General features: G+C 65.1%; 20 protein-coding genes. 14 read left to right on the forward strand and 6 right to left on the reverse strand.

The window, feature by feature from the left end; translation table 11 throughout:
* Positions 1-52: 52 nt before the first annotated feature.
* The 3 genes from atpD to ABD059_RS13190 are packed head-to-tail and all read left to right on the forward strand — an operon-like array spanning position 53 to position 2249.
* Positions 53-1516 carry a F0F1 ATP synthase subunit beta gene (gene atpD / locus ABD059_RS13180; RefSeq protein ID WP_019481287.1) on the forward strand — a complete coding sequence of 488 codons (1464 nt, stop codon included), beginning with the start codon at positions 53-55 and terminating at the stop codon, positions 1514-1516.
* Between the two features lie 5 nt (positions 1517-1521).
* Complete coding sequence (locus ABD059_RS13185) at positions 1522-1806, forward strand: F0F1 ATP synthase subunit epsilon (RefSeq protein ID WP_343880772.1); 285 nt, start codon at positions 1522-1524, stop codon at positions 1804-1806.
* Positions 1807-1817: 11 nt separating this feature from the next.
* The gene (locus ABD059_RS13190) at positions 1818-2249 is read left to right on the forward strand and encodes a DUF2550 domain-containing protein (protein WP_343880774.1); all 432 of its coding nucleotides are present in this window, start codon (positions 1818-1820) and stop codon (positions 2247-2249) included.
* A 98-nt stretch (positions 2250-2347) separates the two neighbouring features.
* Here the strand turns inward: ABD059_RS13190 and ABD059_RS13195 are convergent, their stop codons facing one another.
* Entirely contained in the window at positions 2348-2551 is a 204-nt protein-coding gene (locus ABD059_RS13195) for a cold-shock protein (RefSeq protein ID WP_019481284.1), read from the reverse strand.
* Positions 2552-2814: 263 nt separating this feature from the next.
* Positions 2815-4044 carry an N-acetylglucosamine-6-phosphate deacetylase gene (locus tag ABD059_RS13200; RefSeq protein ID WP_343880776.1) on the reverse strand — a complete coding sequence of 410 codons (1230 nt, stop codon included), beginning with the start codon at positions 4042-4044 and terminating at the stop codon, positions 2815-2817.
* Positions 4045-4140: 96 nt separating this feature from the next.
* Here ABD059_RS13200 and ABD059_RS13205 point away from each other — a divergent pair, with 96 nt between their 5' ends.
* Positions 4141-5157: an NADPH:quinone reductase gene (locus ABD059_RS13205; protein WP_343880778.1), complete on the forward strand. Its 1017-nt coding sequence runs from the start codon at positions 4141-4143 to the stop codon at positions 5155-5157.
* Here the strand turns inward: ABD059_RS13205 and nucS are convergent.
* Complete coding sequence (gene nucS / locus ABD059_RS13210) at positions 5154-5849, reverse strand: endonuclease NucS (RefSeq protein WP_343880780.1); 696 nt, start codon at positions 5847-5849, stop codon at positions 5154-5156. The two genes, ABD059_RS13205 and nucS, sit on opposite strands and share 4 nt — an antisense overlap.
* Before the next feature lie 128 nt (positions 5850-5977).
* On the opposite strand from nucS, the gene ABD059_RS13215 reads away from it, so the two are divergent.
* Positions 5978-6310: a hypothetical protein gene (locus ABD059_RS13215; RefSeq protein ID WP_343880782.1), complete on the forward strand. Its 333-nt coding sequence runs from the start codon at positions 5978-5980 to the stop codon at positions 6308-6310.
* Positions 6311-6342: 32 nt separating this feature from the next.
* Positions 6343-7134 carry an alpha/beta hydrolase gene (locus ABD059_RS13220; RefSeq protein WP_343880784.1) on the forward strand — a complete coding sequence of 264 codons (792 nt, stop codon included), beginning with the start codon at positions 6343-6345 and terminating at the stop codon, positions 7132-7134.
* A 38-nt stretch (positions 7135-7172) separates the two neighbouring features.
* On the opposite strand, the gene ABD059_RS13225 is transcribed toward ABD059_RS13220, so the two are convergent.
* Positions 7173-8486, reverse strand: a complete 1314-nt coding sequence (locus tag ABD059_RS13225) for an AI-2E family transporter (RefSeq protein WP_377959669.1) — start codon at positions 8484-8486, stop codon at positions 7173-7175.
* A gap of 313 nt (positions 8487-8799) precedes the next feature.
* Between ABD059_RS13225 and ABD059_RS13230 the strand changes: the two genes are divergently transcribed.
* The 8 genes from ABD059_RS13230 to ABD059_RS13265 all read left to right on the forward strand — a co-directional run bounded on the left by ABD059_RS13230 (position 8800) and on the right by ABD059_RS13265 (position 18509).
* Positions 8800-10521, forward strand: a complete 1722-nt coding sequence (locus ABD059_RS13230) for a DUF8094 domain-containing protein (RefSeq protein WP_343880786.1) — start codon at positions 8800-8802, stop codon at positions 10519-10521.
* Positions 10522-10555: 34 nt separating this feature from the next.
* Positions 10556-11557 (forward strand): tetratricopeptide repeat protein, encoded by a 1002-nt coding sequence (locus ABD059_RS13235; RefSeq protein WP_343880789.1) that lies wholly within the window; start codon positions 10556-10558, stop codon positions 11555-11557.
* A gap of 87 nt (positions 11558-11644) precedes the next feature.
* On the forward strand, positions 11645-12457 hold the full coding sequence (locus ABD059_RS13240; RefSeq protein WP_377959670.1) for an ABC transporter ATP-binding protein: 813 nt from the start codon (positions 11645-11647) through the stop codon (positions 12455-12457).
* A complete protein-coding gene (locus tag ABD059_RS13245) occupies positions 12439-14010 on the forward strand; it encodes a transporter (RefSeq protein WP_343880790.1) in 1572 nt (523 codons plus the stop codon). The genes ABD059_RS13240 and ABD059_RS13245 overlap by 19 nt, the downstream gene beginning before the upstream one ends.
* 20 nt (positions 14011-14030) lie before the next feature.
* Positions 14031-14813 (forward strand): glucosamine-6-phosphate deaminase, encoded by a 783-nt coding sequence (gene nagB, locus ABD059_RS13250; protein ID WP_343880791.1) that lies wholly within the window; start codon positions 14031-14033, stop codon positions 14811-14813.
* Positions 14814-14862: 49 nt separating this feature from the next.
* On the forward strand, positions 14863-15177 hold the full coding sequence (locus ABD059_RS13255) for a DUF3039 domain-containing protein (RefSeq protein ID WP_019481196.1): 315 nt from the start codon (positions 14863-14865) through the stop codon (positions 15175-15177).
* Positions 15178-15246: 69 nt separating this feature from the next.
* The gene (locus ABD059_RS13260) at positions 15247-16713 is read left to right on the forward strand and encodes an MFS transporter (RefSeq protein WP_343880793.1); all 1467 of its coding nucleotides are present in this window, start codon (positions 15247-15249) and stop codon (positions 16711-16713) included.
* A gap of 14 nt (positions 16714-16727) precedes the next feature.
* Entirely contained in the window at positions 16728-18509 is a 1782-nt protein-coding gene (locus ABD059_RS13265) for a DEAD/DEAH box helicase (RefSeq protein ID WP_343881083.1), read from the forward strand.
* 97 nt (positions 18510-18606) lie between these two features.
* On the opposite strand, the gene ABD059_RS13270 is transcribed toward ABD059_RS13265, so the two are convergent.
* A complete protein-coding gene (locus tag ABD059_RS13270; protein WP_343880795.1) occupies positions 18607-19230 on the reverse strand; it encodes an isochorismatase family protein in 624 nt (207 codons plus the stop codon).
* Positions 19227-20576: a nicotinate phosphoribosyltransferase gene (locus ABD059_RS13275; RefSeq protein WP_343880797.1), complete on the reverse strand. Its 1350-nt coding sequence runs from the start codon at positions 20574-20576 to the stop codon at positions 19227-19229. The genes ABD059_RS13270 and ABD059_RS13275 overlap by 4 nt, the downstream gene beginning before the upstream one ends.
* Positions 20577-20635: the final 59 nt, after the last annotated feature.

The raw sequence follows: 20635 nt of genomic DNA on the forward strand, positions 1-20635 counted from the left end.
CCACCCTAGTTAGACTTAGCCCCACGCCATCTACGTAAGTGAAGTGAGAGAGATGACTGCCCAGACTATTGAGCATGGTAGTGACTCAGTTGCATCCGGCGGCACAGGTCGAATCGCCCGTGTCATTGGCCCGGTTGTCGACGTCGAGTTCCCGGCTGACGCCATTCCCGCAATCTACAACGCGCTGACCACTGAGATCACTCTCAATGGTGAGACGCACATGATCACCTTCGAGACCTCGCAGCACCTCGGTGACAACCTGGTGCGTGCAATCTCGCTCCAGGCCACCGACGGCCTCGTCCGTGGAACCGTTGTCCACGACACCGGCAGCGCCATTTCGGTGCCCGTCGGCGACGTCGTCAAGGGTCACATCTTCAACGTCCTGGGTAAGCCCCTCGACGTCGAAGAGTCCCAGCTGGAGATCACCGAACGGTGGCCCATCCACCGCAAGCCGCCGGCCTTCGCCCAGCTTGAGGGTTCCACGGAAATGTTGGAAACCGGCATCAAGAGCATCGACCTGCTCACCCCGTACATCAAGGGTGGCAAGATTGGCCTCTTCGGTGGTGCCGGTGTGGGCAAGACCGTGCTGATCCAGGAAATGATCACCCGTGTGGCACGTAACTTCGGTGGTACCTCGGTATTCGCCGGTGTTGGCGAGCGGACCCGTGAAGGAAACGACCTCTGGGTTGAAATGGAAGAGGCGGGCGTCCTCAAGGACACCGCGCTGGTGTTCGGCCAGATGGATGAGCCACCAGGAACGCGCCTCCGGGTTGCCCTGTCGGCACTGACCATGGCCGAGTACTTCAGGGATGTCCAGAAGCAGGACGTGCTGTTGTTCGTTGACAACATCTTCCGCTTCACCCAGGCCGGTTCCGAGGTATCGACCCTCCTCGGCCGCATGCCTTCGGCAGTGGGTTACCAGCCGAACCTTGCCGATGAGATGGGCCTCCTTCAGGAGCGCATCACCTCGACCAAGGGCCACTCGATCACGTCGATGCAGGCCGTCTACGTGCCTGCTGATGACTACACCGACCCGGCACCGGCAGCAACCTTCGCCCACCTTGATGCCACCACCGAGCTGTCACGTGAAATTGCTTCACGTGGTCTGTACCCGGCGATCGACCCGCTGACTTCGACGTCGCGAATCCTCGATCCCCAGTACATCGGCCACGATCACTACAACACGGCAGTGCGCGTCAAGCAGATCCTCCAGAAGAACAAGGAACTGCAGGACATCATCGCCATCCTCGGTGTTGACGAGCTCTCCGAAGAAGACAAGATTGTTGTTTCGCGGGCACGCCGCATCCAGCAGTTCCTGTCGCAGAACACCTACACGGCGAAGCAGTTCACCGGAGTCGAAGGCTCCACCGTGAGCATCAAGGACACCATCGAGGGCTTCAACGCCATCGCCAACGGCGACCTTGACCACATTGCTGAGCAGGCGTTCTTCAACATTGGCGGACTCGACGACGTCGAGCGCCAGTGGGCCAAGATCCAAGAGCAGACCGGAAAGTAACGTTCATGGCTGAACTCGAAGTAGAAATCGTCGCGGCGGACCACTTTGTGTGGTCCGGTGCGGCGACCATGGTCAGGGCCCGCACCAGCGATGGCGAAGTTGGCATCCTGCCTGGGCACGCTCCGATGCTCGCCATCCTGGCTGAAGGGGAAATGGCAATTGAACCGGTCTCCGGCGAACGACTGCTGGTTTCGGTTGACGGTGGGTTCTTCTCCGTCGACAGCAACCGAGTAGTGATCGTGGCCGACAACGCGAAGATCGGCGGCTCAGTGTCCGCGGAGACTCGCTGACAGATTCGGCGATGGACGGTCTCGGAATAGCGTTCATCACGCTCGCAGCAGTCTTCCTGCTGCTGGTGTTTTCCATTCTTGCCTTCGGCCTGCGTCGCCTCCAGCTTCGCGGAGCGCTAGGCACCTTCGACGCCTCCATCTGCTTCCCTCCCGAGGGATGGCGGATGGGGGTTTGTCGTTATACGGACCGTCACCTTGAATGGCTCAGGATGGCGTCCCTGAGCCCGCGGCCCCGCTACCGCTACCTGCGCAGTTCCCTGGAGCTCAAGGGGTGGCGACAGCCAACTGAGGCTGAAAAGAGCAGGATTCAGCCCGGTGCGGTGGTGGTATGCCTGGACTATGAAGGTCAGGAAGTGCTGTTGGCCATGAAGTTCGACGTCTATGCCGGGCTGTCATCGTGGCTTGAAGCTGGCCCGGTGATTGGCATAGGAACCTGGCGTTAGCGTTTGCCCGAAACAGCGTTCAAACGAAGGGACCTCCACGCAACTGCGTGGAGGTCCCTTCGTTTGAACCATATGCTGTCGTGCGGACAGCTCAGCCGCTAGAGTGCGGTCACTCCGGTAGCCTGGGGGCCCTTGGCACCCTGACCGATTTCGAACTGAACACGCTGGTTCTCGTCGAGGGTCTTGAATCCACCGGTCTGGATCTCCGAGTAATGTACAAAGACATCGCCGTCGGAGTCATCCGGGGTGATGAAGCCGAAGCCCTTTTCGGCGTTGAACCATTTCACAGTGCCCTGTGCCATTTGTTTCTCCTCCATAATGAAATGTTCAGACCCACACAGTGCATGTGAGCCGGGGTCACTTCACGGAAACAACCTATCGGCACCCGGGATGCCCGGCTCCGTTCGGATGTCACACGCTCGCAACGTTGTCTTGCGAGCATGATAAAACACGTACACAAAGACTGAAGTAAGCATCACATAACGCCCAGTGCTGGTCAACGGACTTTCGCCCTTTGTCCGGTAAATTTATTGATCCCACAGCGGGGAAGTGTCCTTCCAATCGCCTAGAGCGGAGCGAGCCAGAGGCCTTCGCGAAGTACCGCGAGCAGGCGCAGTTCGGCGGAAACCACCACCGCGTCCGCCCGCAGCCCGAGGCGAAGGCTGCCGAGCTCGTCGGCAAGCCCCAGCACATTGGCGGGCACGACAGTCGCCGACGTGATGGCGTCGAGGAGCGGTACCCCGGCGGCGACGGTGCGGCGCACCACGTCGAGGAGCACTGCGGTGCCACCGGCGAGGGACCCGGTGCGGTCGAGGGTGGCAACCCCGTCGGTGACCGTGACCGCCGACGACCCGAGGTGATAAGCCCCGTCGGGGAGCCCGGTAGCCGCCATGGAATCGGTGACCAAAGCGATGTTCTCGGCGCCGACCAGTTCGAAGACGGTGAGCACGGTCTGAGGGTCGAGGTGGGCGCCGTCGGCAATCAGCTCGACGACGGCGTTGCCAGCCTTCGCAATCCGCAGGCAGGCGGCAACCGGGCCAGGGGAGCGGTGATGCAGGGGCGGCATGCCGTTGAAGAGATGAGTGACGGTTGGGCGTCCGCTGTACCCGTCGAATCCCGTGGAGTCCATCTCCTCCCAGGCCAGGGCAAGGGACGCGGCAGCGGTTGAGGTGTCGCAGTCGGTGTGCCCGAGTGAGGGGGTGATGCCGTGGGTGGTCAGCTCATCGATCAGGGCGTCCGCTCCGGGAAGCTCCGGAGCATAGGTCATCGTTTTCATCCGTCCCTGAGCCGCATCGATCAGCGCTGCTACGTACTCGGGGGTGGGGGCGACAATGTGGTCGGGGTTCTGGGCGCCGCAGCGAACCGATGAGACAAACGGGCCTTCGGCATGGATACCGGCGATCACCCCCTCTTCTGCCAACCCCGCCAGTACTGAGAGTGCCTTCAGCAGATCTGCGGGGGGTGCCGTCATGGTACTGGCGAGGGAGGTTGTGGTTCCGCTCCGTTGCAGGAAGTCGACCGCCCTCCGGGCCTCGGCCGCATCGCCGCTCGCGAAGTCCCCACCGTTGGCGCCATGGCAGTGGGTATCAATGAGGCCCGGGAGAATCAGGCTTCCGGGTGGGAAGGTCCGCTCGGGCCCAGTGTCGCCGCCGGGGAACCCAGCCGCTGGTCCGGCGTAGGCGATGCGGTCGCCGTCGTAGGCGAGGACGCCGTCCTCAATGATGCCCGACTCAGTGGCGATGCGTCCTCGGAGGTAGTTCACGGGTGAAGGTCCTGAATTCTCGCTGCTGGCCATCACCCGATTCTATGTGCAGCGGACAAAAAGGGCTTGGGTCCGTCAGAGTCGGCCCGGGTCGGGAATAGGGCGCTGGCATTCCCTGTTCCATCAGCCATGAAAGCAATCGTCTACTCCAACACTGGAGCATCCTCAGTTCTCGCCCTCGCTGACCGTGAGGTCTCCGTCCCCGGCCCCGGGGAGGTACGCGTCCGGATTGTGGCCTCCGGCGTCAACCCGACCGACTGGAAGGCCCGCGCTGCGGGCGATCTTGGCTTCCCCGAAGTGGTTCCGAACCAGGACGGCGCCGGGCTGGTGGACGCCGTCGGGGAGGGTGTCACCGCTCTGACGGCGGGCGACCGGGTGTGGGTCTACCTTGCCGCCCACGGCCGCCCGACCGGAACTGCCCAGGAATTCGCGGTGCTCCCGGCAGACCGTGTGGTTCCGCTTCCCGAGGGCGTCAGCTTCGAGGTCGCCGCCAGCCTGGGCGTTCCAGCGATGACGGCTCACCGTGCACTGACAGTCCATGAGAACGGACCGTCCCGGCTCGCACCGGAGGCACTGACCGGCCGGGTCGTCCTGGTCCAGGGCGGTGCCGGGGCTGTTGGCCACGCAGCGATCCAGCTTGCCGTCTGGGCTGGCGCGACGGTCATCGCGACGGTCAGCAGCGAACCGAAAGCAGGGCTGGCCCGCGCCGCTGGCGCCCACCATGTGGTGCGCTACCCGGATGACTCGCTTGCCGACCAGATCCGCGCTATCGCTCCCGACGGCGTCGACCAGGTGGTCGAGGTCGCTCCCGGCCAGAACGCGGAGCTTGACGTCGAGGTCATCGCCAACCACGGCAGCATTGCCTACTACGCGAATAACAACGGGGATAGTTTCACGGCTGAGATCGTCCCGAGTTTCGCGAAGAATGTTCGGTGGCAGGGGCTGCTCCTCTACACGGTGGGAGCTGAGGCGCTCCACGCAGCGGCGGAGGACATCACCGTTGCCCTCCGCGCGGGCGCGCTGCCCGTTGGAGAGTCCGCAGGGCTGCCCATCACCTGGTTTGCCCTTGAGGACACAGCCGCCGCCCACGACGCGGTCGAGAACGGTGTCACCGGCAAGGTACTGATCCGTGTGTCCGAGGCCTAGAAGAGGCGCGACTCGACGTCGTCGACGCCCCGCATCATGTCGTAGTCGAGGGTCAGGCAGTCGATACCCCGGTCCAGGGCAAGGACCCGGGCCTGTGGTTTGATCTGCTGTGCGGCGAAGATCCCGCGGACCGGTGCCATCAACGGGTCCCGGTTGAGCAGCTCAAGGTAGCGCGTCAGTTGCTCCACGCCGTCAATGTCGCCGCGGCGCTTGAGCTCGATGGCTACTGTGGCACCGGCAGCATCGCGGGCCAGGATGTCAACCGGTCCGATGGCGGTCATGTACTCCCGGCGAATCAGGGTGAAACCAGTGCCGGCCAGGTGGATCTGCTCGGCGAGGAGTCGTTGGAGGTCCGCTTCGACCCCGTCCTTGACCAGCCCGGGGTCAACACCCAGATCATGGGAAGACTCATGGAGCAGTTCGTGGATGTTGATCACCAGGCGGTCATCGCTCTTGGCATGCTGAACGTTCCACACCTCGGTGACGCCCAGTTCAGTGTCGGCTTCCTCGGGGGTCATGATCCGCAGCGAGGCCGGCGGGCTCATCCAGTTGAGCGGTTTATAGGAACCACCGTCGGAATGCACCAGCACCGACCCGTCGGCCTTCACCATCAGCAGCCGGGTGGCGAGGGGCAAATGGGCGCGGAGGCGCCCGATGTAATCGACTGAGCACTGGGCTATGACTAAACGCACGAAAGCCTTCCAGGGAACTTGTGTGGTGGGGAGTACCTAAATCGTCCCACAGGACGCGGCTGGACCCCGCCGCCCCACCGGACGCCGGTGGTGCGGCGGGCCGGCGATTCTTCAGGCAGACTTGAGCTATGCCCCGCTCCAACCGCCCTCGCCGTCCCGCGAAGCCGTCAGCGCAGCCCGGGAGGAAGGCAGCACCCGTGCCGGACATCGACCTGGAGCGGGCTCGGGCTGGGATACCGACCCGGGAAAGCGCTCCCGACGGCGAATGGTCCGTCCGGCGGATCACTGAGCGCAACGCGGCGAAGGACTATATTTGTCCCGGATGCCACCGGGTCATTCCACCCGGTCTTGCGCACCTGGTGGTCTGGCAGGAGGACTCACTGTTCGGCGCAGCGGCCGGGCTCGCTGGCCGGAGGCACTGGCACGTGAGCTGCTGGCGGACCCGCAGTTACCGGTACTGAGCCGCCCGCTGCAGTTCCCCTAGACTAAAACGATGACTTCCACCCTACCCAGTTATGAGTTCACCGAGTCCGACGGGCCGCGGGACATCAGGGCGTCAACGGTCCTGCCGGCGCGACGCACCGAGATCGAGCTGCGCACCGCCGACGGACTGCGTCTGGTGGGCGAATTCGCCGAGCCGGCGGACAGGCCGGCACGTGCCACCTTGGTAACGATGCATCCGCTGCCGACTGCCGGTGGGTTCATGGACTCCCACGTCTTCCGCAAGGCCTCCTTCAGGCTTCCCGCACTCGCGGACATTGCGGTGCTCCGGTTCAACACCCGTGGTACCTGCTCGCCGCGGGGCTGCAGCGAGGGCGAGTTCGACGGTGGGGCTGCTGAGCGCGCCGACATTGAGGCCGCCGTGGCATGGGCGGCCGAGCATAGCGCTGGCAACATCTGGCTGGTGGGGTGGTCCTTCGGCACCGAGCTGTGCCTGAAATACGGTGCTCTTGACCCGATCGCCCCGCTGATCCAGGGGGCGGTACTTTTGTCGCCGCCACTGCACCGTGCAGGGGAAGAAGATCTGGAGGCGTGGGCCGCGTCAGGCCTGCCGCTGAAGGTACTGGTCCCCGAACACGACGATTACCTGCAGCCGGCGGCAGCGACCGAGCGGTTCGCCCGGATACCCCAGGCCGAGGTGATCGGCGTCGACGGCGCCAAGCACCTGTGGGTGGGGGAGAAGTACGCGGCGCGTGTCCTTGATGAAATCACCGACGCCGTGCTGCCTGGGGCATCGCAGTCGCTGCCCACGAGCTGGACCGGAGCCGCAGCCACAGCCTCCTGACCTAGTATCCTGACCTGGCGTTACTGACTGTCCTGGCGTTACTGACTGTCCTGGCGGGCAATGAAGACTTCCTTGAGCAGCAGCATCACCGCTGCGGCTGTCGGAATGGCAATCAGTGCGCCCAACACACCCAGGAGACTTCCGCCGGCAATTACGGCTATGACTGCAACCGAACCGGGTACCGCCACGGCACGCTGCATGATGCGCGGGGAGATGAAGTATGCCTCGACCTGCAGATAGGCGAGGTACAGCACCGCGAAGAGGAGTGCCGTCTGCCAGCCGGCGGTCATCGCGACCGCAGTGACGATCACTGCCGCAATCAGGGCACCCACCAGGGGGATGAAGGCCAGCAGTGCGACGACGAAGGCCAGGAGGACCGAGAAGGGCACCTGCGCGATCGTCATGAAGATGAAGGCGAACGTCGCGTTGAGGATGGCCACACAGGCCTGCCCGATCACGTAGTTGCCGACGCTGCTGGTGATCTCCTCCGCCAGCGACTCCACCCGTGGTCGGCGTGAGCGCGGCGCCAACCGGTAGGCCCACTTCTTCATTGCAGGCAGCGAGGACAGGAAGTAGAGGGTCAGGACCAGAACAATCAGGGTCCCGAACAGGCTGTTGATGATGACCGTGCCAACACCCAGCACTCCGCCGAAGATGCCGCCTACCGCCTCCGAATCGTTGAAGAATTTGTTGACTTCCTCGGTGACCCGCTCCCTGACCTGGAACTGTTCATCAACAGTCCTGAAGAACTCGGAGTTGAGGAAATCATCGACGAAACCGGGCGCCCGGTCCACGAACTGGCTGGTCTGGTTCGCAATGGTGGGAATCAGGGTGGCGAAGAAGGCCGCGATGATGCCGGCCAGCAGCAGAAGCGCCACGGCGATTCCTGCCGGGCGGGGCACCTTCTTCTTTTCCAGCCACCGCACAATGGGGTCGAGCCCCAAGGCAATGAACATGGCCGCGCCAATCCACAGCAGCAGTTGGCCCACGTTGGTGATCATGAAGTAGGCGAGTAGAGCCAGCCCCACGCCCACCGTGCCCATGAAACCGAAGTGAATCGGGTGATGACGCATGGACTGGGGCTGGGCATTTCCGAACTTCAGCCGGTCGTCGCCCAGCGAAACGTCCTCGTCGGTCGGCACGGGGGCGGGGATCCGCTCGGGCGGGAACTCGAACCGCAGCCGCGGCTGGGCGCCGGGTATCGGCCGACGGAGCCCGCGAAAAACAGCATCGATGATGCGGCGGTGAGCGGGGCTGGCGGGGGGAGCGGCGGGTGCACCGCCCTGCCCCGTGCTTGAGGCGGCGGGACGGGGGAGCGGCTCGCCTGCCGGAACATCCTGATGATCACTCACGCTGTATTCTGCTTTCCCGGTAGTGCATGCGGCGGGCAATGAGGTTCGAGACCGCCAAAGCAAGGTTAGCGGAACACTAACAGCCTACTGTCGGCGTGCCGCGCGGTGGCGCGCGGTGCCGCGGGTCCGACGTCGTGCGCCAGGTCCCCGCCCATCCCGATAGTGACCGCCCCCATAGAAATCCCGCCGTGCGGCCGAAGTTCGTTACGATAGGACGTTAGATCAAGGTATTGCACAAGACATCGCGTCGTCGGGCCTCCGGCGGCGTATGACGCGCGGCCGTGCTGCGCACGAGCAACGATAGGTATCTCCAGTGCGTTTGAAGATTGCAGTTCCCGCTTTGGTGATCGGTGCGCTGTTGATGCTCCTGGGCATCGGCCAGCTGACGTTCTGGTCCCCGCCGGAAACCGTCACGGCCTCCGTGCCCGCGGGGTCCCAAGCCGGTCCGGTCACCGTGATCGACGCCGGGGCGAAGGCTGCAGACGCCGACGACGTCGACATTACGGTGCGCAGTGAAGGTACCTTCACTCTCGCAGTAGGACGCGCCGGGGATGTCGACGCCTGGGTGGGCGACGCCGCGCATCTCCGGGTGACCGCGATCGCCGAGGACGGGCTGGACACTACCTTCACCGAGGGCGAAGAGACAGTGCCGAATCCCAGCGGCTCCGACCTCTGGACCAGCGAGGAAACCGCCGACGGCAGTGTGACCTACCGCTGGCTCGACCCAGCCGAGGGCGAGTGGTCAATCCTGCTGGCAGCCGACGGGGAGAACCCGGCACCCACCGACATCTCGGTGACCTGGCCCAACGAGGCGACCACTGGCTGGGCGGTACCCCTGATCGTGATTGGCGCACTGGCCATTGTGCTGGGCATCGCCCTGTTCTTTGTCACACCGAAGCGCAGCCGGCGGGCCGCCGAGGGATCGCGGGCCCACCAGCGCCGCCTGGAAACCCGGAAGAAGCCGAACCGGGCAGGTGGAGCATACTTCGGGGTGGCCGTCGTCGCTGCAGGACTGACTGTCTCCGGTGCCGGGCTGGCCCACGCCAGCACCTCCGATCCAAGCCCAGCACCGAGCTCGGACCCGAGCTCCACCGCGTCAGCGACCGCCGAAGTGACCGACGAAACTGCCGAAGCGGCCGACGAAACGGCCCCACCGGTCCTGCTGGAAAGCCAGCTGGAACGAATTCTGGCCTCGGTGGCGACTGTCGTTGCGGAAGGTGACGCGGCATCCGATGCGGAGCTGCTTGAGCCGCGGGTCGCGGAGGCCGCCCTTGCGCTCCGGACCGCCAACTACGACGTCAGGTCCCAGGCCAGCGACGTCCCGGAGCCCACCCCGGTGGCCGCCGAGCCCGTCCTGACCACAATGGTCTCAGCGGAGACCAGCTGGCCCCGCACCGTCGTCGCCCTGACCCAGTCCGACGAGAACCCCGTGCCGCACGCACTGGTCCTGGTCCAGGCGGACCCCCGATCGAACTACCAGCTCAGCGCCGCAATCCAGATGCTGCCCGGCACCACCTTCCCAGCCTCCGACGGTGCCGCTGGGGTAGACGAAGTACCGGTCGACGACGCCGGGGAGCTCGCCTTGGCACCCCAGGCCGCGATGGACGCGATCGCCGACTTCCTGTCGGAGCCCGACGGCGACAATGCCGAAACCTTCGAGGCGAATTCCTTCGCGGATGCCATCACCTCCTTCCAGGCCGACGTCGTGGCCGATCCGGGTAACGACTCGGCGGATATCACCTTCGTGCATGAGTCCGAGGAGGAATTCACTCACGCACTGTCCACCAGCGATGGCGGCGCGATGGTCTTCGGCTACCTGAACCACACCTATTCCAGTGTCCCGCGCGGCGCCGGCGATTCGATTGACCTCGACGGCACCGTTTACGAGTCCCTCACCGGCGAGACCTCGACAGACGAGGGCATTGACGTGCGGTACGGCGAAGCGGTCATGATGTATGTGCCGGCGGCCGGCAGCGATGAGCGCATCCGGGTCATCGGTGCCGCCCAGCAGTTGCTCTCCGCCGAACTTCGGTAACTTCCACCAGAGACCACCCTTGAAAGGCGGAACCATGAGTATTCCAAACAACCGCGGGCCCCTCCCGCCGTCGTCAATGAACCTGCACGGAGCCGTGGATCTGTCGGCTTTGAAGGCACGAGCCGACGCCGCGCGGAACGCCCAGCAGGGCGGGACTCCTGCCGCTGCGGCACCTCCTGCTGACCAGGGCCCCGGTGCGGTCAACGCCGCGGCCGGCAGTCCGTATGTCGTTGAGGTCACCGAGCAGAGCTTCCCTCAGCTGGTTCAGCTGTCATCGCAGGTTCCGGTCATTGTGGACCTGCGGGCCGGCTGGAGCGAGGAATCGGCGCGCGTCACAGCGGTGCTGGAAGCGGTGACGGTCGAACATGACGGGCGGCTGTTGCTGGCCAAGGTCGACGTCGAGACGCAACCCCAGATAGCCCAGGCCTTCCAGGCCCAGACGGTGCCCACCGTGGTGGCCGTCCTGAAGGGTCAGCCGGTCCCGCTGTTCGAGGGTGCACTGCCCGAAGCCCAGATCCGGTCCTTCATTGACGAACTGCTGAAGGTGGCGGGCTCCAACGGCGTCTCAGGGTCGCTGCGGGAAGGTGCCGACGGCGAAGAAGCGGCTCCCGAAGAGCCTCCGCTGCCGCCCCTGCACCAGGCAGCCTTCGACGCCATCGAGGCCGGCGACTACCTCTCCGCCGCCGCCGCTTACCGGCAGGCGCTGGCAGAGCAACCAGCGGACGCCGAGGCGAAAGCGGGGCTGGCCCAGGTGGAACTGATGCAGCGGCTCAAGGAAGTCGACGCGGAGACGATCCGGCAGCGCGCAGCGGACGAGCCCGACTCGGCGGAGAGCCAGCTCGCCGTCGCGGATCTGGACCTTTCAGGAGGCCACGTCGAGGATGCGTTCGCCAGGATCATCTCCTTCATTGGCCGGACCGCGGGGGAACCCCGTGAAGCTGCCCGGGTGCGTTTGATTGACCTGTTCGACGTCGTCGGGATCGCCGACCCGCGTGTCGCCAAGGCGCGAGGGGCATTGGCACGCGCCCTGTTCTAGCTTTTCATCCGACGGACGGAGTCCGTTGGCGGTAATTGGTCCCTTTGGATGAGGGTGGGTTGCTCTTGACGTTGTTAACCTTGAGGGATGAGTACACCATCTATGCCCCTATCCCCGGGGCCAGCCGTCGGTCCCGTTTTTCCTGACAGTCCAGCGCTGGTCATCCGGGGACTCGCCAAACGGTTCGGCGAAAAGATCGCCGTGAACGGCGTCGACCTCGATGTCCCCGCCGGTTCGTTCTACGGACTGGTCGGTCCGAACGGTGCCGGTAAGACCACGACGCTGTCGATGGCCACGGGGTTGCTGCGTCCGGACCATGGTCAGGTGTGGGTGCACGGAGTGGACGTGTGGGAGCGCCCGCTCGAAGCGAAAAAGCTGATGGGGATCCTCCCTGACGGGGTGCGGCTGTTCGACCGGTTGACCGGTGAACAGCTGGTCACCTACGCGGGTCTGCTGCGCGGCATGGACCGCGATACGGTGGCGGAACGGGTCGCGGATCTGCTTCGTGCGCTCGATCTGACGGCCGACGCCGGCACCCTGGTGGTCGATTACTCGGCTGGCATGACCAAAAAGATCGCCCTTGCCTCGGCGCTGATCCACGCGCCGTCCCTGCTGGTCCTTGATGAGCCGTTTGAATCGGTGGACCCGGTATCTGCAGCCAACATCCGCGACATCCTGAAGAGCTATGTCAGCTCCGGCGGTTCGGTCATCGTCTCGAGCCACGTCATGGACCTGGTCCAGCGGATGTGTGACCACGTGGCGGTGATCGCTGCTGGCACCGTCCTGGCTGCTGGCACCGTCGATGAGGTGCGCGGCGACTCCAGTCTCGAGGACCGGTTCGTGGAACTGGTGGGCGGACGCAACACCGCGGAGGGACTGACATGGTTGCGCACCTCCTAAGGCTCAAACTCACCCTCCTCCGGAACTCCCTCAGACGCAGCACCTGGGCCCTGATCGGCGTGATCCTGGGCGGCCTGTACGGACTCGGAATGTTGGGCCTCCTGATCCTGGGGTTGTTCGCCTTCGGTACAGCTGAACCGGAAACTATTCGCAACGTCGTGGTGATTGCCGGGTCAGTGGTCGTCCTGGGTTGGGTTGTGGTGCCGATGGTCTCGTCGGGCATCGATATGACCCTCGACCCGGCGCGATTCGTTACTTTCGCCGTGCCGATGCCGCAACTGATCGCCGGGCTCGCGCTGGGCGGAATCATCGGCATCCCGGGGATCATCACCTTGTTTGCAGCGCTGGGTCAGGTGGGTACGTGGAGGCTCTACCCAGCAGCAGCAGTCATGGCGTTGGTGTGCGCTATCTTGGCCACCCTGTTGTGCGTCGTCGCCTCGCGGTTGGCGGCCACGGCGGTCACGTCGCTGACCTCGTCGCGCACGTTCAAGGACGTCAGTTCCATGGTGGTGCTGGTGCCGATCATCCTGCTGGGGCCCATCATCGCCGGGATCGCGGCAGGGTTTCAACAGTCGGTCGGATTCGCCAGCGAGCTGGCAGCCATCCTGGGATGGACGCCGCTGGGTGTCTTCTGGGCGGTTCCGGCGGATGTGGCCGACGGCGCCTATCTGACCGCCGCGCTGCGGTTCGTCTTCGGCCTCGCTACCCTCGCCCTGCTGGCTTGGCTCTGGCAGCTCAGCCTGGCCCGGGCGTTGGTGACTCCCGCCCACAACGCGGTGACCCGCAAAGCGGCAGGCAACCTGGGCTTCTTCAGCCGGTTCCCGGCGACTCCCACCGGGGCAGTCGCCGCCCGTGCCTTGACCTACTGGGCACGGGACCCCCGTTACCTGGGGTCCATCGTCATTGTCCCGTTGGTTCCCCTGCTCATGCTGTTCTTCGCCTACCAGTCCGGCGACTTCACGATGCTGAATTTCGTGGGCCCGATCATCGCGTTCCTTCTCGCCTGGTCCATTTCGGCGGACATTTCCTATGACAACACGGCGTTCTGGCTGCACCTTTCCACCGGGGTCAGCGGGTGGGCAGACCGGGCGGGCCGAGCCCTGGCAGTGGCTGTCATCGCTGCCCCCGCAGTGCTGGCCTTCACCGTGGGGCCGCTGTGGATTTCCGGCAGCCTTGAGCAGTTGCCGGTGATGCTGGGCCTGTCGGCGGGTGTCCTGCTGACCGGAATCGGGTTCTCCAGTGTGGTCTCGGCACGGTACACCTACAACGTGCCACTCCCGGGTGAGAGCCCGCTGAAAACGCCGCCGGGAACGGGGTTCTCCATGTTCGCCGTCCAGATCATTGGCTGGCTGGTCCTTACGGTGTTGGTACTGCCGGAACTCGGACTCGCCATCGCCTACTATGTCACCGGCAACAGCCTCTTCGGTTGGCTTACGCTGGTAGTGGGTTGCGTCCTGGGCGCCGTGCTGCTGATCGGCGGCGTGAAGCTGGGCGGACAGTGGTACGACCGGAGGGCCCCTGAACTGCTGCAGGCGGTGGCCGTCAACAAATAGCTCAGACGATAGGACAGCTGATGGAAGTAGTAATCCTCCACGATCCCGCGGCAATTGCAGCAGTGGCAGCCGACGCGATCGAGGATCTGGTCCGGCGCAAGCCGCACGCGGTGCTGGGCCTCGCCACCGGTTCCTCTCCACTCGGGGTGTATGACGAGCTCGCGCGCCGGCACCACACTGGTTCGTTGAGCTTCGCTGGCGTCCACGGCTTCGCCCTGGACGAGTATGTGGGCCTACCTGTTGGCCACCCCGAGTCCTACCGGGAGGTGATTCGGCGGGAGTTCACGGATCGGATCGATATTCACCCGGACAACGTGCATGGCCCCGACGGCGCCGCAGACGACATTCCTGCCGCGTGCGCCGCCTTTGAGGAGACGATCCGGGAGGCCGGGGGAGTCGATCTTCAGCTACTCGGGGTAGGGACGGACGGACATATCGGCTTCAATGAACCGGGCAGTTCCCTGGCATCAAGGACGCGGATCAAGAGCCTGATCGATCAGACCCGCAAGGACAACGCCCGCTTCTTCGACAGCATTGATGAGGTGCCCCACCACGTGGTGACTCAGGGGCTGGGCACCATCATGGATGCTCGTCACGTGGTGCTGATCGCGACCGGGGCGCAGAAAGCCCGGGCGGTCCGCGACTTTGTGGAGGGGCCGGTGGCCGCCATCTGCGCGGCCTCCGTTCTGCAGATGCATCCTCATACCACTGTTCTCATCGATGAGGCCGCCGCATCCGGGTTGAAACTGGCCGATTACTATCGCCATACTTACGCGAACAAGCCTGACTGGCAGGGAATCTAGCCGACCCCGTGACAGGCCGAACGATCCGAGCAACGATAGGATGGAAACCATGAGTACGCCTGCAGATCCCTATGACAATGACCCCCGCAGCGACCCCCGGAGCGACCCGCAACGATCAGGGTCCACCGCGACGCTGGAACGCGAAGAGCTGCGCGAGGAACTGGAACCCGGAGATCGCGAACGCCTCGCCCACTATGTGCGCAAGGAAAAAATCATGGAGTCCGCCCTGTCCGGGGACCCGGTCATTGCGCTGTGCGGCAAGGTCTGGACACCGGGCCGTGACCCCCAGAAGTTTCCGGTCTGCCCAGAGTGCAAAGACATCTACAACGGAATGCGTCCCGGCAAGGACGACAAAGACAAATAGGTGCTGGCGCGGCTGAACTAGGTGGCGCCGCGGCACCGCGCCGCGTCGTCGCAGGTTGACTAAGGATTCATGACAGATCGCCCCGCTCCGAATACGGCAGACCCCGCTACCGGGGAACCAGCCAGCCTGCGTCCCCTGACCATCGGGATCATCTCCATCATCACCTGCGCCGCTTTCGAGGCGATGGCGGTCACTACTGCCATGCCGGCGGTGGTCGAGGAACTCGGTGGGGTGTCCGGTTACGGGTTGGCCTTCTCGATGTACCTGACAGCGTCGTTGCTGGGTACGGTCATTGCCGGTACCTGGTGCGACAGGGTAGGTCCCAGGCCCGCGCTCGCCGTCGGCCTGATGCTGATGATCGCGGGTTTGCTGGTCTCAGGTGCGGCGGGCGAGTTCTGGCAAGTGACGGCGGGCCGGGCAGTCTCGGGGCTGGGCGGCGGCTTCATGGTGGTGGCTGTCTACGTCATCATCGGTGGAGCCTACCCCCAGCACCGTCAGCCGGTGATCTTCGGGTGGTTGTCGGCTGCCTGGGTGCTGCCGTCCCTGATTGGCCCTGCCGTGGCCGGCTATCTGGCGGAGGAGGTCACCTGGCGTTGGGTGTTTCTTGGGGTTGTGCCGATTGTGCTGGCAGCGTTTGTCATGGTGTGGCCGAAAACTGCGTCACTGGCAATCCCCGAACCCGGTGCCGGTAACCGCGGTGACGGACGACGGCGGTCGCTCACCGGGATGGGTCTGGCCGGCGGCGTTCTGGCCGCCCAGTTCGCGATCAACCGGCTCGCTGCCCAGGGCCTGGGGGACACGGTCGGGTCGGTAGCGCTGATGCTCCTTGCCGCGGCGGGGGTCGCCGCCGCCGCGCTGACCTTCCCCCGTCTGCTGCCGAAGGGGACCGTGCGCCTGGCACCCGGGCTGCCGAGCATCATCGCCACCCGCGGTCTGGTCACCGCCGCGTTTTTTGGTGCCGAGGCGTTCCTGCCGCTGATGCTGGTCACCTCACGGGGCATGGATGCGGCAACTGCCGGCTTGACCCTGAGCGCCGGGGCCCTGGGCTGGAGCGCCGGGGCCTTCGTGCAGGCTCGGGTCACCTTCCGCCGCCAGTGGCTGCTGGTCATCGGGGCGTCGGTGCTGTCGATCAGTGTCGGTGGGCTGGCGCTTGTTTCAGTGCCGATGGTGCCTTTCTGGGTCCTGGTGCTGGTGTGGACCCTGGCCGGTTTTGCCATGGGCATGACGCTGTCGAGCACCTCGGTGCTGGTCCTGAAGCTTTCACCGGCACAGGAGCGCGGCAAGAACTCCTCCTCGCTGCAACTCAGCGACCAGCTGGGTGGGGTGGTTGGAAGCACCATCGCGGGAGGACTTTTCGCCCTGTTACGTGACCCGTCGAACCCGGGACAGGTGGGCGTGTTTGTTGCGATCTGGCTGGCTCTGTGCCTCTTCGCGGTTGCCGGTATAGTTGCCGGTTCGAGGGCGGTGCTGGGGTCCTCCGATGAGCTGGCTAGTCCCCACCCAGACACAGACAGGCATGGAAAGGTCTCTTCTTAAGCGTGAGTAATAACATGCTCTTTGGTGTTGCCCCTGCCACAGGTGCATCGCTGCCACCGGCCTACCCGGAACGTGCGGCGTGGGGTACGGCGCCAAAACTCCGGCAATGGCAGGAGCAGGCGCTCGCTAAGTACTTTGCTACCGGCCCGCAGGATTTCCTCGCCGTGGCCACCCCTGGCGCGGGTAAAACCACTTTTGCACTGCGCGTCGCTACCGAGCTCGTGGAACGCGGCACCATCAATCGAATCACTATCGTCGCGCCGACCGACCACCTGAAGCGGCAGTGGGCTGACGCTGCGGCGCGGATCGGCCTGGCGATCGACCCCAATTTCCGGAACGCCGACGGCCGCCATGGCCAGGGTTTCATCGGTGTGGCAGTGACCTACGCCCAGGTGGCCAGCAAACCGATGCTGCACCGTGCCAAGACCGAAGCCGCCAGAACCCTCGTCATCCTGGATGAGATCCATCACGGTGGGGACGCCCTGTCCTGGGGCGACGGTATCCGGGAAGCGTTCGAGCCCGCGACCCGCCGCCTGGCACTCACCGGTACGCCGTTCCGTTCGGACACCGCCGCCATCCCGTTCGTGGAGTACGCGGCCGACGCCGACGGCATTCGACGCTCCAAGTCCGACTACACCTACGGCTACGGCGAAGCCCTGCGGGACCACGTGGTGCGGCCTGTCATTTTCATGGCCTACTCGGGCCAGATGCGGTGGCGCACCAGCGCCGGCGAGGAGATGGCGGCGTCGCTCGGCGAAGCGTCAGTCACCAAGGACATCACCGCTCATGCCTGGCGAACGGCGCTGAACCCCACCGGCGAGTGGATCCCGGCGGTTCTCGCCGCAGCCGACAAGCGGCTCTCCGAGGTGCGGCGGACGGTGTCCGACGCCGGCGGGATGGTGATCGCCACCGACCACGACGACGCCCGGGCCTACGCTGGGCTGCTCAAGAAGATCACCGGTGAATCACCGATAGTGATTCTCTCGGATGATGCCAAGGCGTCGGAGAAGATCGAGGAGTACTCGGCCGGTGAACACCGCTGGATGGTGGCGGTCCGGATGGTATCTGAGGGCGTTGACGTGCCGAGGCTCGCCGTCGGCGTCTACGCAACCTCGACAGCGACGCCGCTATTCTTCGCCCAGGCCGTCGGACGCTTTGTGCGTGCCCGACGCCGGGGAGAGACCGCCTCGGTCTTCCTGCCCTCGGTGCCGAACCTGATGATTCTCGCCAACCAGCTGGAACTCGAGCGGGACCACGCCCTGGACCGTCCAGCCACTGACGAGGACGGGTTCGCCCCCGAGGAAGCGTTGATGGAGGAGGCGAACCGCTCCGAGAAGGCCTCCGACGAACTGACCAAGCAAAAGTTCGAGGCGCTGGAATCCCAGGCGTCCTTCGACCGGGTATTGTTCGACGGCGGCGAGTTCGGTACCGGCGGTGAAATGGGCAGCGAGGATGAACAGGATTTCCTCGGCATTCCCGGGTTGCTCGACGCTGACCAGGTGGGAGTGCTGCTGCGCCAACGCCAGCAGGAACAACAGACCCGGCGGGGACGCAAGGGCGTCGCGGTGGCGCCAGCCCCCGAGCCGCTGGTTGTTGACCACCGGCTGCTGACCGAACTGCGGGGTGAGCTCGCCAAGAACGTATCGGCCTGGTCGGCGCGCTCCGGTATGCCCCACGGCGTGGTGCATACTGAGCTGCGGAAGGCCTGCGGCGGTCCGGCCGTGGCGCAGGCCAACGAGGATCAGCTCCAGCGGCGGCTGAAGAAGTTGCAGGACTGGTTCATCGGCAGGAAATAGCCGCCCGGCTGGACTCCCGGCCGCCCGGCTGGACTCGCGGCCGCCCGGCTGGATTCGCGGAGCGGCCGCCGGAAGCGCCGGTTGACCGCGGTGAACGCTAGTTGATGAGTTCGACGCCGGCGTCTTCGAGCTCTTCCAGGGCGGCAGCAACACCGTCGGAGTGGACCCCGCGGGTGTAGGGGACGAGGACCGAGGTGGTGTAGCCGGCCGCCACAGCGTCCAGGGCGGTTGCCTTGACGCAGAAGTCGGTGGCGAGGCCGACCACTGCCACCTCATCGACTTCCCGCTCACGGAGCCAGTCATCGAGTGTGACCGGGTCCTCGGTGGTCAGATCATCCAGGGCACCGAGCTTCTGCTCACCGGTGGGAACCTCATCCTCGGGGGCGAGGACGCCTTCAAAGCCTGAATACGCCGCCTCGAACTGGCCCTTCCGAAAGACTGCCTCCACATTCTCGGTCTCCAGATCCGGGTGGAACCTCGATCCCTTGCTGTCGGCGACGCAGTGCACCGGCCAGGAGTGAAGGAAGTCGGGGGTCTCCGAAAAGTGGGCTCCAGGGTCGATGTGCCAGTCCTGGGTGGCGACAATGTGATCGAATTCGCCGCCCCGCTCGTCAATGAGTTCGCTGACCTGGGCGGCGACATCGGCGCCGCCGTCGACGGCTAGCGACCCACCTTCACAGAAATCGTTCTGGACGTCGACAATGATCAGGGCGCGGGTCATGGTTCCTCCTCGTATTCGGTGGGGATGGCGGGTTCTCCGCGCTGCAGTCGCATGACCGAGCCCGGCAGCTCGGTCATGGATGACCGGTGGTGTTCAACGGCGCGGCGTACCCCAGCGGCCCCGGTCCAGCCGGGCAGGATGTCGCCGTCGCTGACAAACTGCTGCAGCAGCGGCCGGTCATTGCCGTCGTCGCGGGGCGAGCGGCCAATACCCACCACCTCGGCCGTGGCGGTGCCCGCGTCGTTGAGGCGGCGGAGGGCGTATTTGCGCCCGCCGCGTGAGGTCTTGTTCAGGGCAGACTTTGCCACTGAGACGAATTCGCCGTCGTCGTCGGTCCGGCTCACCAGTTTGTAGACCAGGCCCGCGGTCGGGGCGCCCGAACCGGTGACCAGTGAGGTGCCGACGCCATAAGAATCCACTGGGGCGGAGGCAAGGGAACCAATGGCAAACTCGTCGAGATCCGAGGTCACCACAATCCGGGTGTTGTGGTTGCCCAGATCATCGAGCAGTTGACGGACCCAGCGAGCCTGGGCCACGAGGTCCCCGGAGTCCAGCCGGACTGCACCCAGTTCCGGTCCAGCGACCTCGACGGCGGTCCGGACACCGCGTTCGACGTCGTACGTGTCCACGAGCAGCGATGTTCCGGCGCCCAGCGTGGCGACCTGTGCGGCGAAGGCATCCCGCTCCGTGTCATGCAGCAGGGTGAAGGAGTGGGCCGCGGTGCCGACGGTCTGCACGCCATACCTTCGACCGGCCTCCAGGTTGGAGGTGCTGGCGAAGCCCCCAATGATGGCTGCCCGCGCGGCGGCCACCGCAGCCTCCTCCTGGGTGCGGCGCGACCCCATCTCGATACAGGGACGGCTGCCAGCCGCGCCGGTCATCCGCGACGCGGCCGAGGCGATCGCGCTGTCATGGTTGAGGATGGAGAGCACCAGGGTTTCCAGGATGCAGGCCTCCGCGAAGGTTCCCTCCACGATCAGAATGGGAGAGTGCGGGAAGTACGCCTCACCCTCCGCGTAACCCCAGACGTTCCCGCCGAAGCGGAAGTCGGCCAGCCAATCAAGAGTGAGGGTGTCCACCACGCCAGCCGCTGACAAGTAATCCAGCTGTTCAGCGCCGAAGCGAAAGTTTTCGAGGCTCTCCAGCAGGCGTCCCGTTCCGGCGACCACGCCATAGCGTCGGCCCTCCGGGAGGCGGCGGGCGAAAGCCTCGAAAACCGATTTCCGGTGCGCAGCCCCGGAATGCAGGGCGGCCTGGAGCATCGTCAGCTCGTAGTGGTCCGTATACAGGGCGGTGCTGGCCCGGGTCCTGACGACCGGGGCGGAGTTGGTGGGGCTCACAGTCACGACTCTAACCCGTTTCGGCGCCGACACCACCGGAATATTGTCACCCGACCTGAGTCCTA

Origin of the sequence: Arthrobacter flavus (assembly GCF_039526005.1) — a bacterium.
In the GTDB taxonomy this organism is placed as follows: Bacteria; Actinomycetota; Actinomycetes; order Actinomycetales; family Micrococcaceae; genus Arthrobacter_D; species Arthrobacter_D flavus.

What these genes read in the sequence shown, in the direction of transcription:
- atpD (WP_019481287.1), top strand. Translation starts at nt 53, where the DNA reads ATGACTGCCCAGACTATTGAGCATGGTAGTGACTCAGTTGCATCCGGC.
- ABD059_RS13185 (WP_343880772.1), top strand. Translation starts at nt 1,522, where the DNA reads ATGGCTGAACTCGAAGTAGAAATCGTCGCGGCGGACCACTTTGTGTGG.
- ABD059_RS13190 (WP_343880774.1), top strand. Translation starts at nt 1,818, where the DNA reads ATGGACGGTCTCGGAATAGCGTTCATCACGCTCGCAGCAGTCTTCCTG.
- ABD059_RS13195 (WP_019481284.1), bottom strand. Translation starts at nt 2,551, where the DNA reads ATGGCACAGGGCACTGTGAAATGGTTCAACGCCGAAAAGGGCTTCGGC.
- ABD059_RS13200 (WP_343880776.1), bottom strand. Translation starts at nt 4,044, where the DNA reads ATGGCCAGCAGCGAGAATTCAGGACCTTCACCCGTGAACTACCTCCGA.
- ABD059_RS13205 (WP_343880778.1), top strand. Translation starts at nt 4,141, where the DNA reads ATGAAAGCAATCGTCTACTCCAACACTGGAGCATCCTCAGTTCTCGCC.
- ABD059_RS13215 (WP_343880782.1), top strand. Translation starts at nt 5,978, where the DNA reads ATGCCCCGCTCCAACCGCCCTCGCCGTCCCGCGAAGCCGTCAGCGCAG.
- ABD059_RS13220 (WP_343880784.1), top strand. Translation starts at nt 6,343, where the DNA reads ATGACTTCCACCCTACCCAGTTATGAGTTCACCGAGTCCGACGGGCCG.
- ABD059_RS13235 (WP_343880789.1), top strand. Translation starts at nt 10,556, where the DNA reads ATGAGTATTCCAAACAACCGCGGGCCCCTCCCGCCGTCGTCAATGAAC.
- ABD059_RS13240 (WP_377959670.1), top strand. Translation starts at nt 11,645, where the DNA reads ATGAGTACACCATCTATGCCCCTATCCCCGGGGCCAGCCGTCGGTCCC.
- ABD059_RS13245 (WP_343880790.1), top strand. Translation starts at nt 12,439, where the DNA reads ATGGTTGCGCACCTCCTAAGGCTCAAACTCACCCTCCTCCGGAACTCC.
- nagB (WP_343880791.1), top strand. Translation starts at nt 14,031, where the DNA reads ATGGAAGTAGTAATCCTCCACGATCCCGCGGCAATTGCAGCAGTGGCA.
- ABD059_RS13255 (WP_019481196.1), top strand. Translation starts at nt 14,863, where the DNA reads ATGAGTACGCCTGCAGATCCCTATGACAATGACCCCCGCAGCGACCCC.
- ABD059_RS13260 (WP_343880793.1), top strand. Translation starts at nt 15,247, where the DNA reads ATGACAGATCGCCCCGCTCCGAATACGGCAGACCCCGCTACCGGGGAA.
- ABD059_RS13265 (WP_343881083.1), top strand. Translation starts at nt 16,728, where the DNA reads ATGCTCTTTGGTGTTGCCCCTGCCACAGGTGCATCGCTGCCACCGGCC.
- ABD059_RS13270 (WP_343880795.1), bottom strand. Translation starts at nt 19,230, where the DNA reads ATGACCCGCGCCCTGATCATTGTCGACGTCCAGAACGATTTCTGTGAA.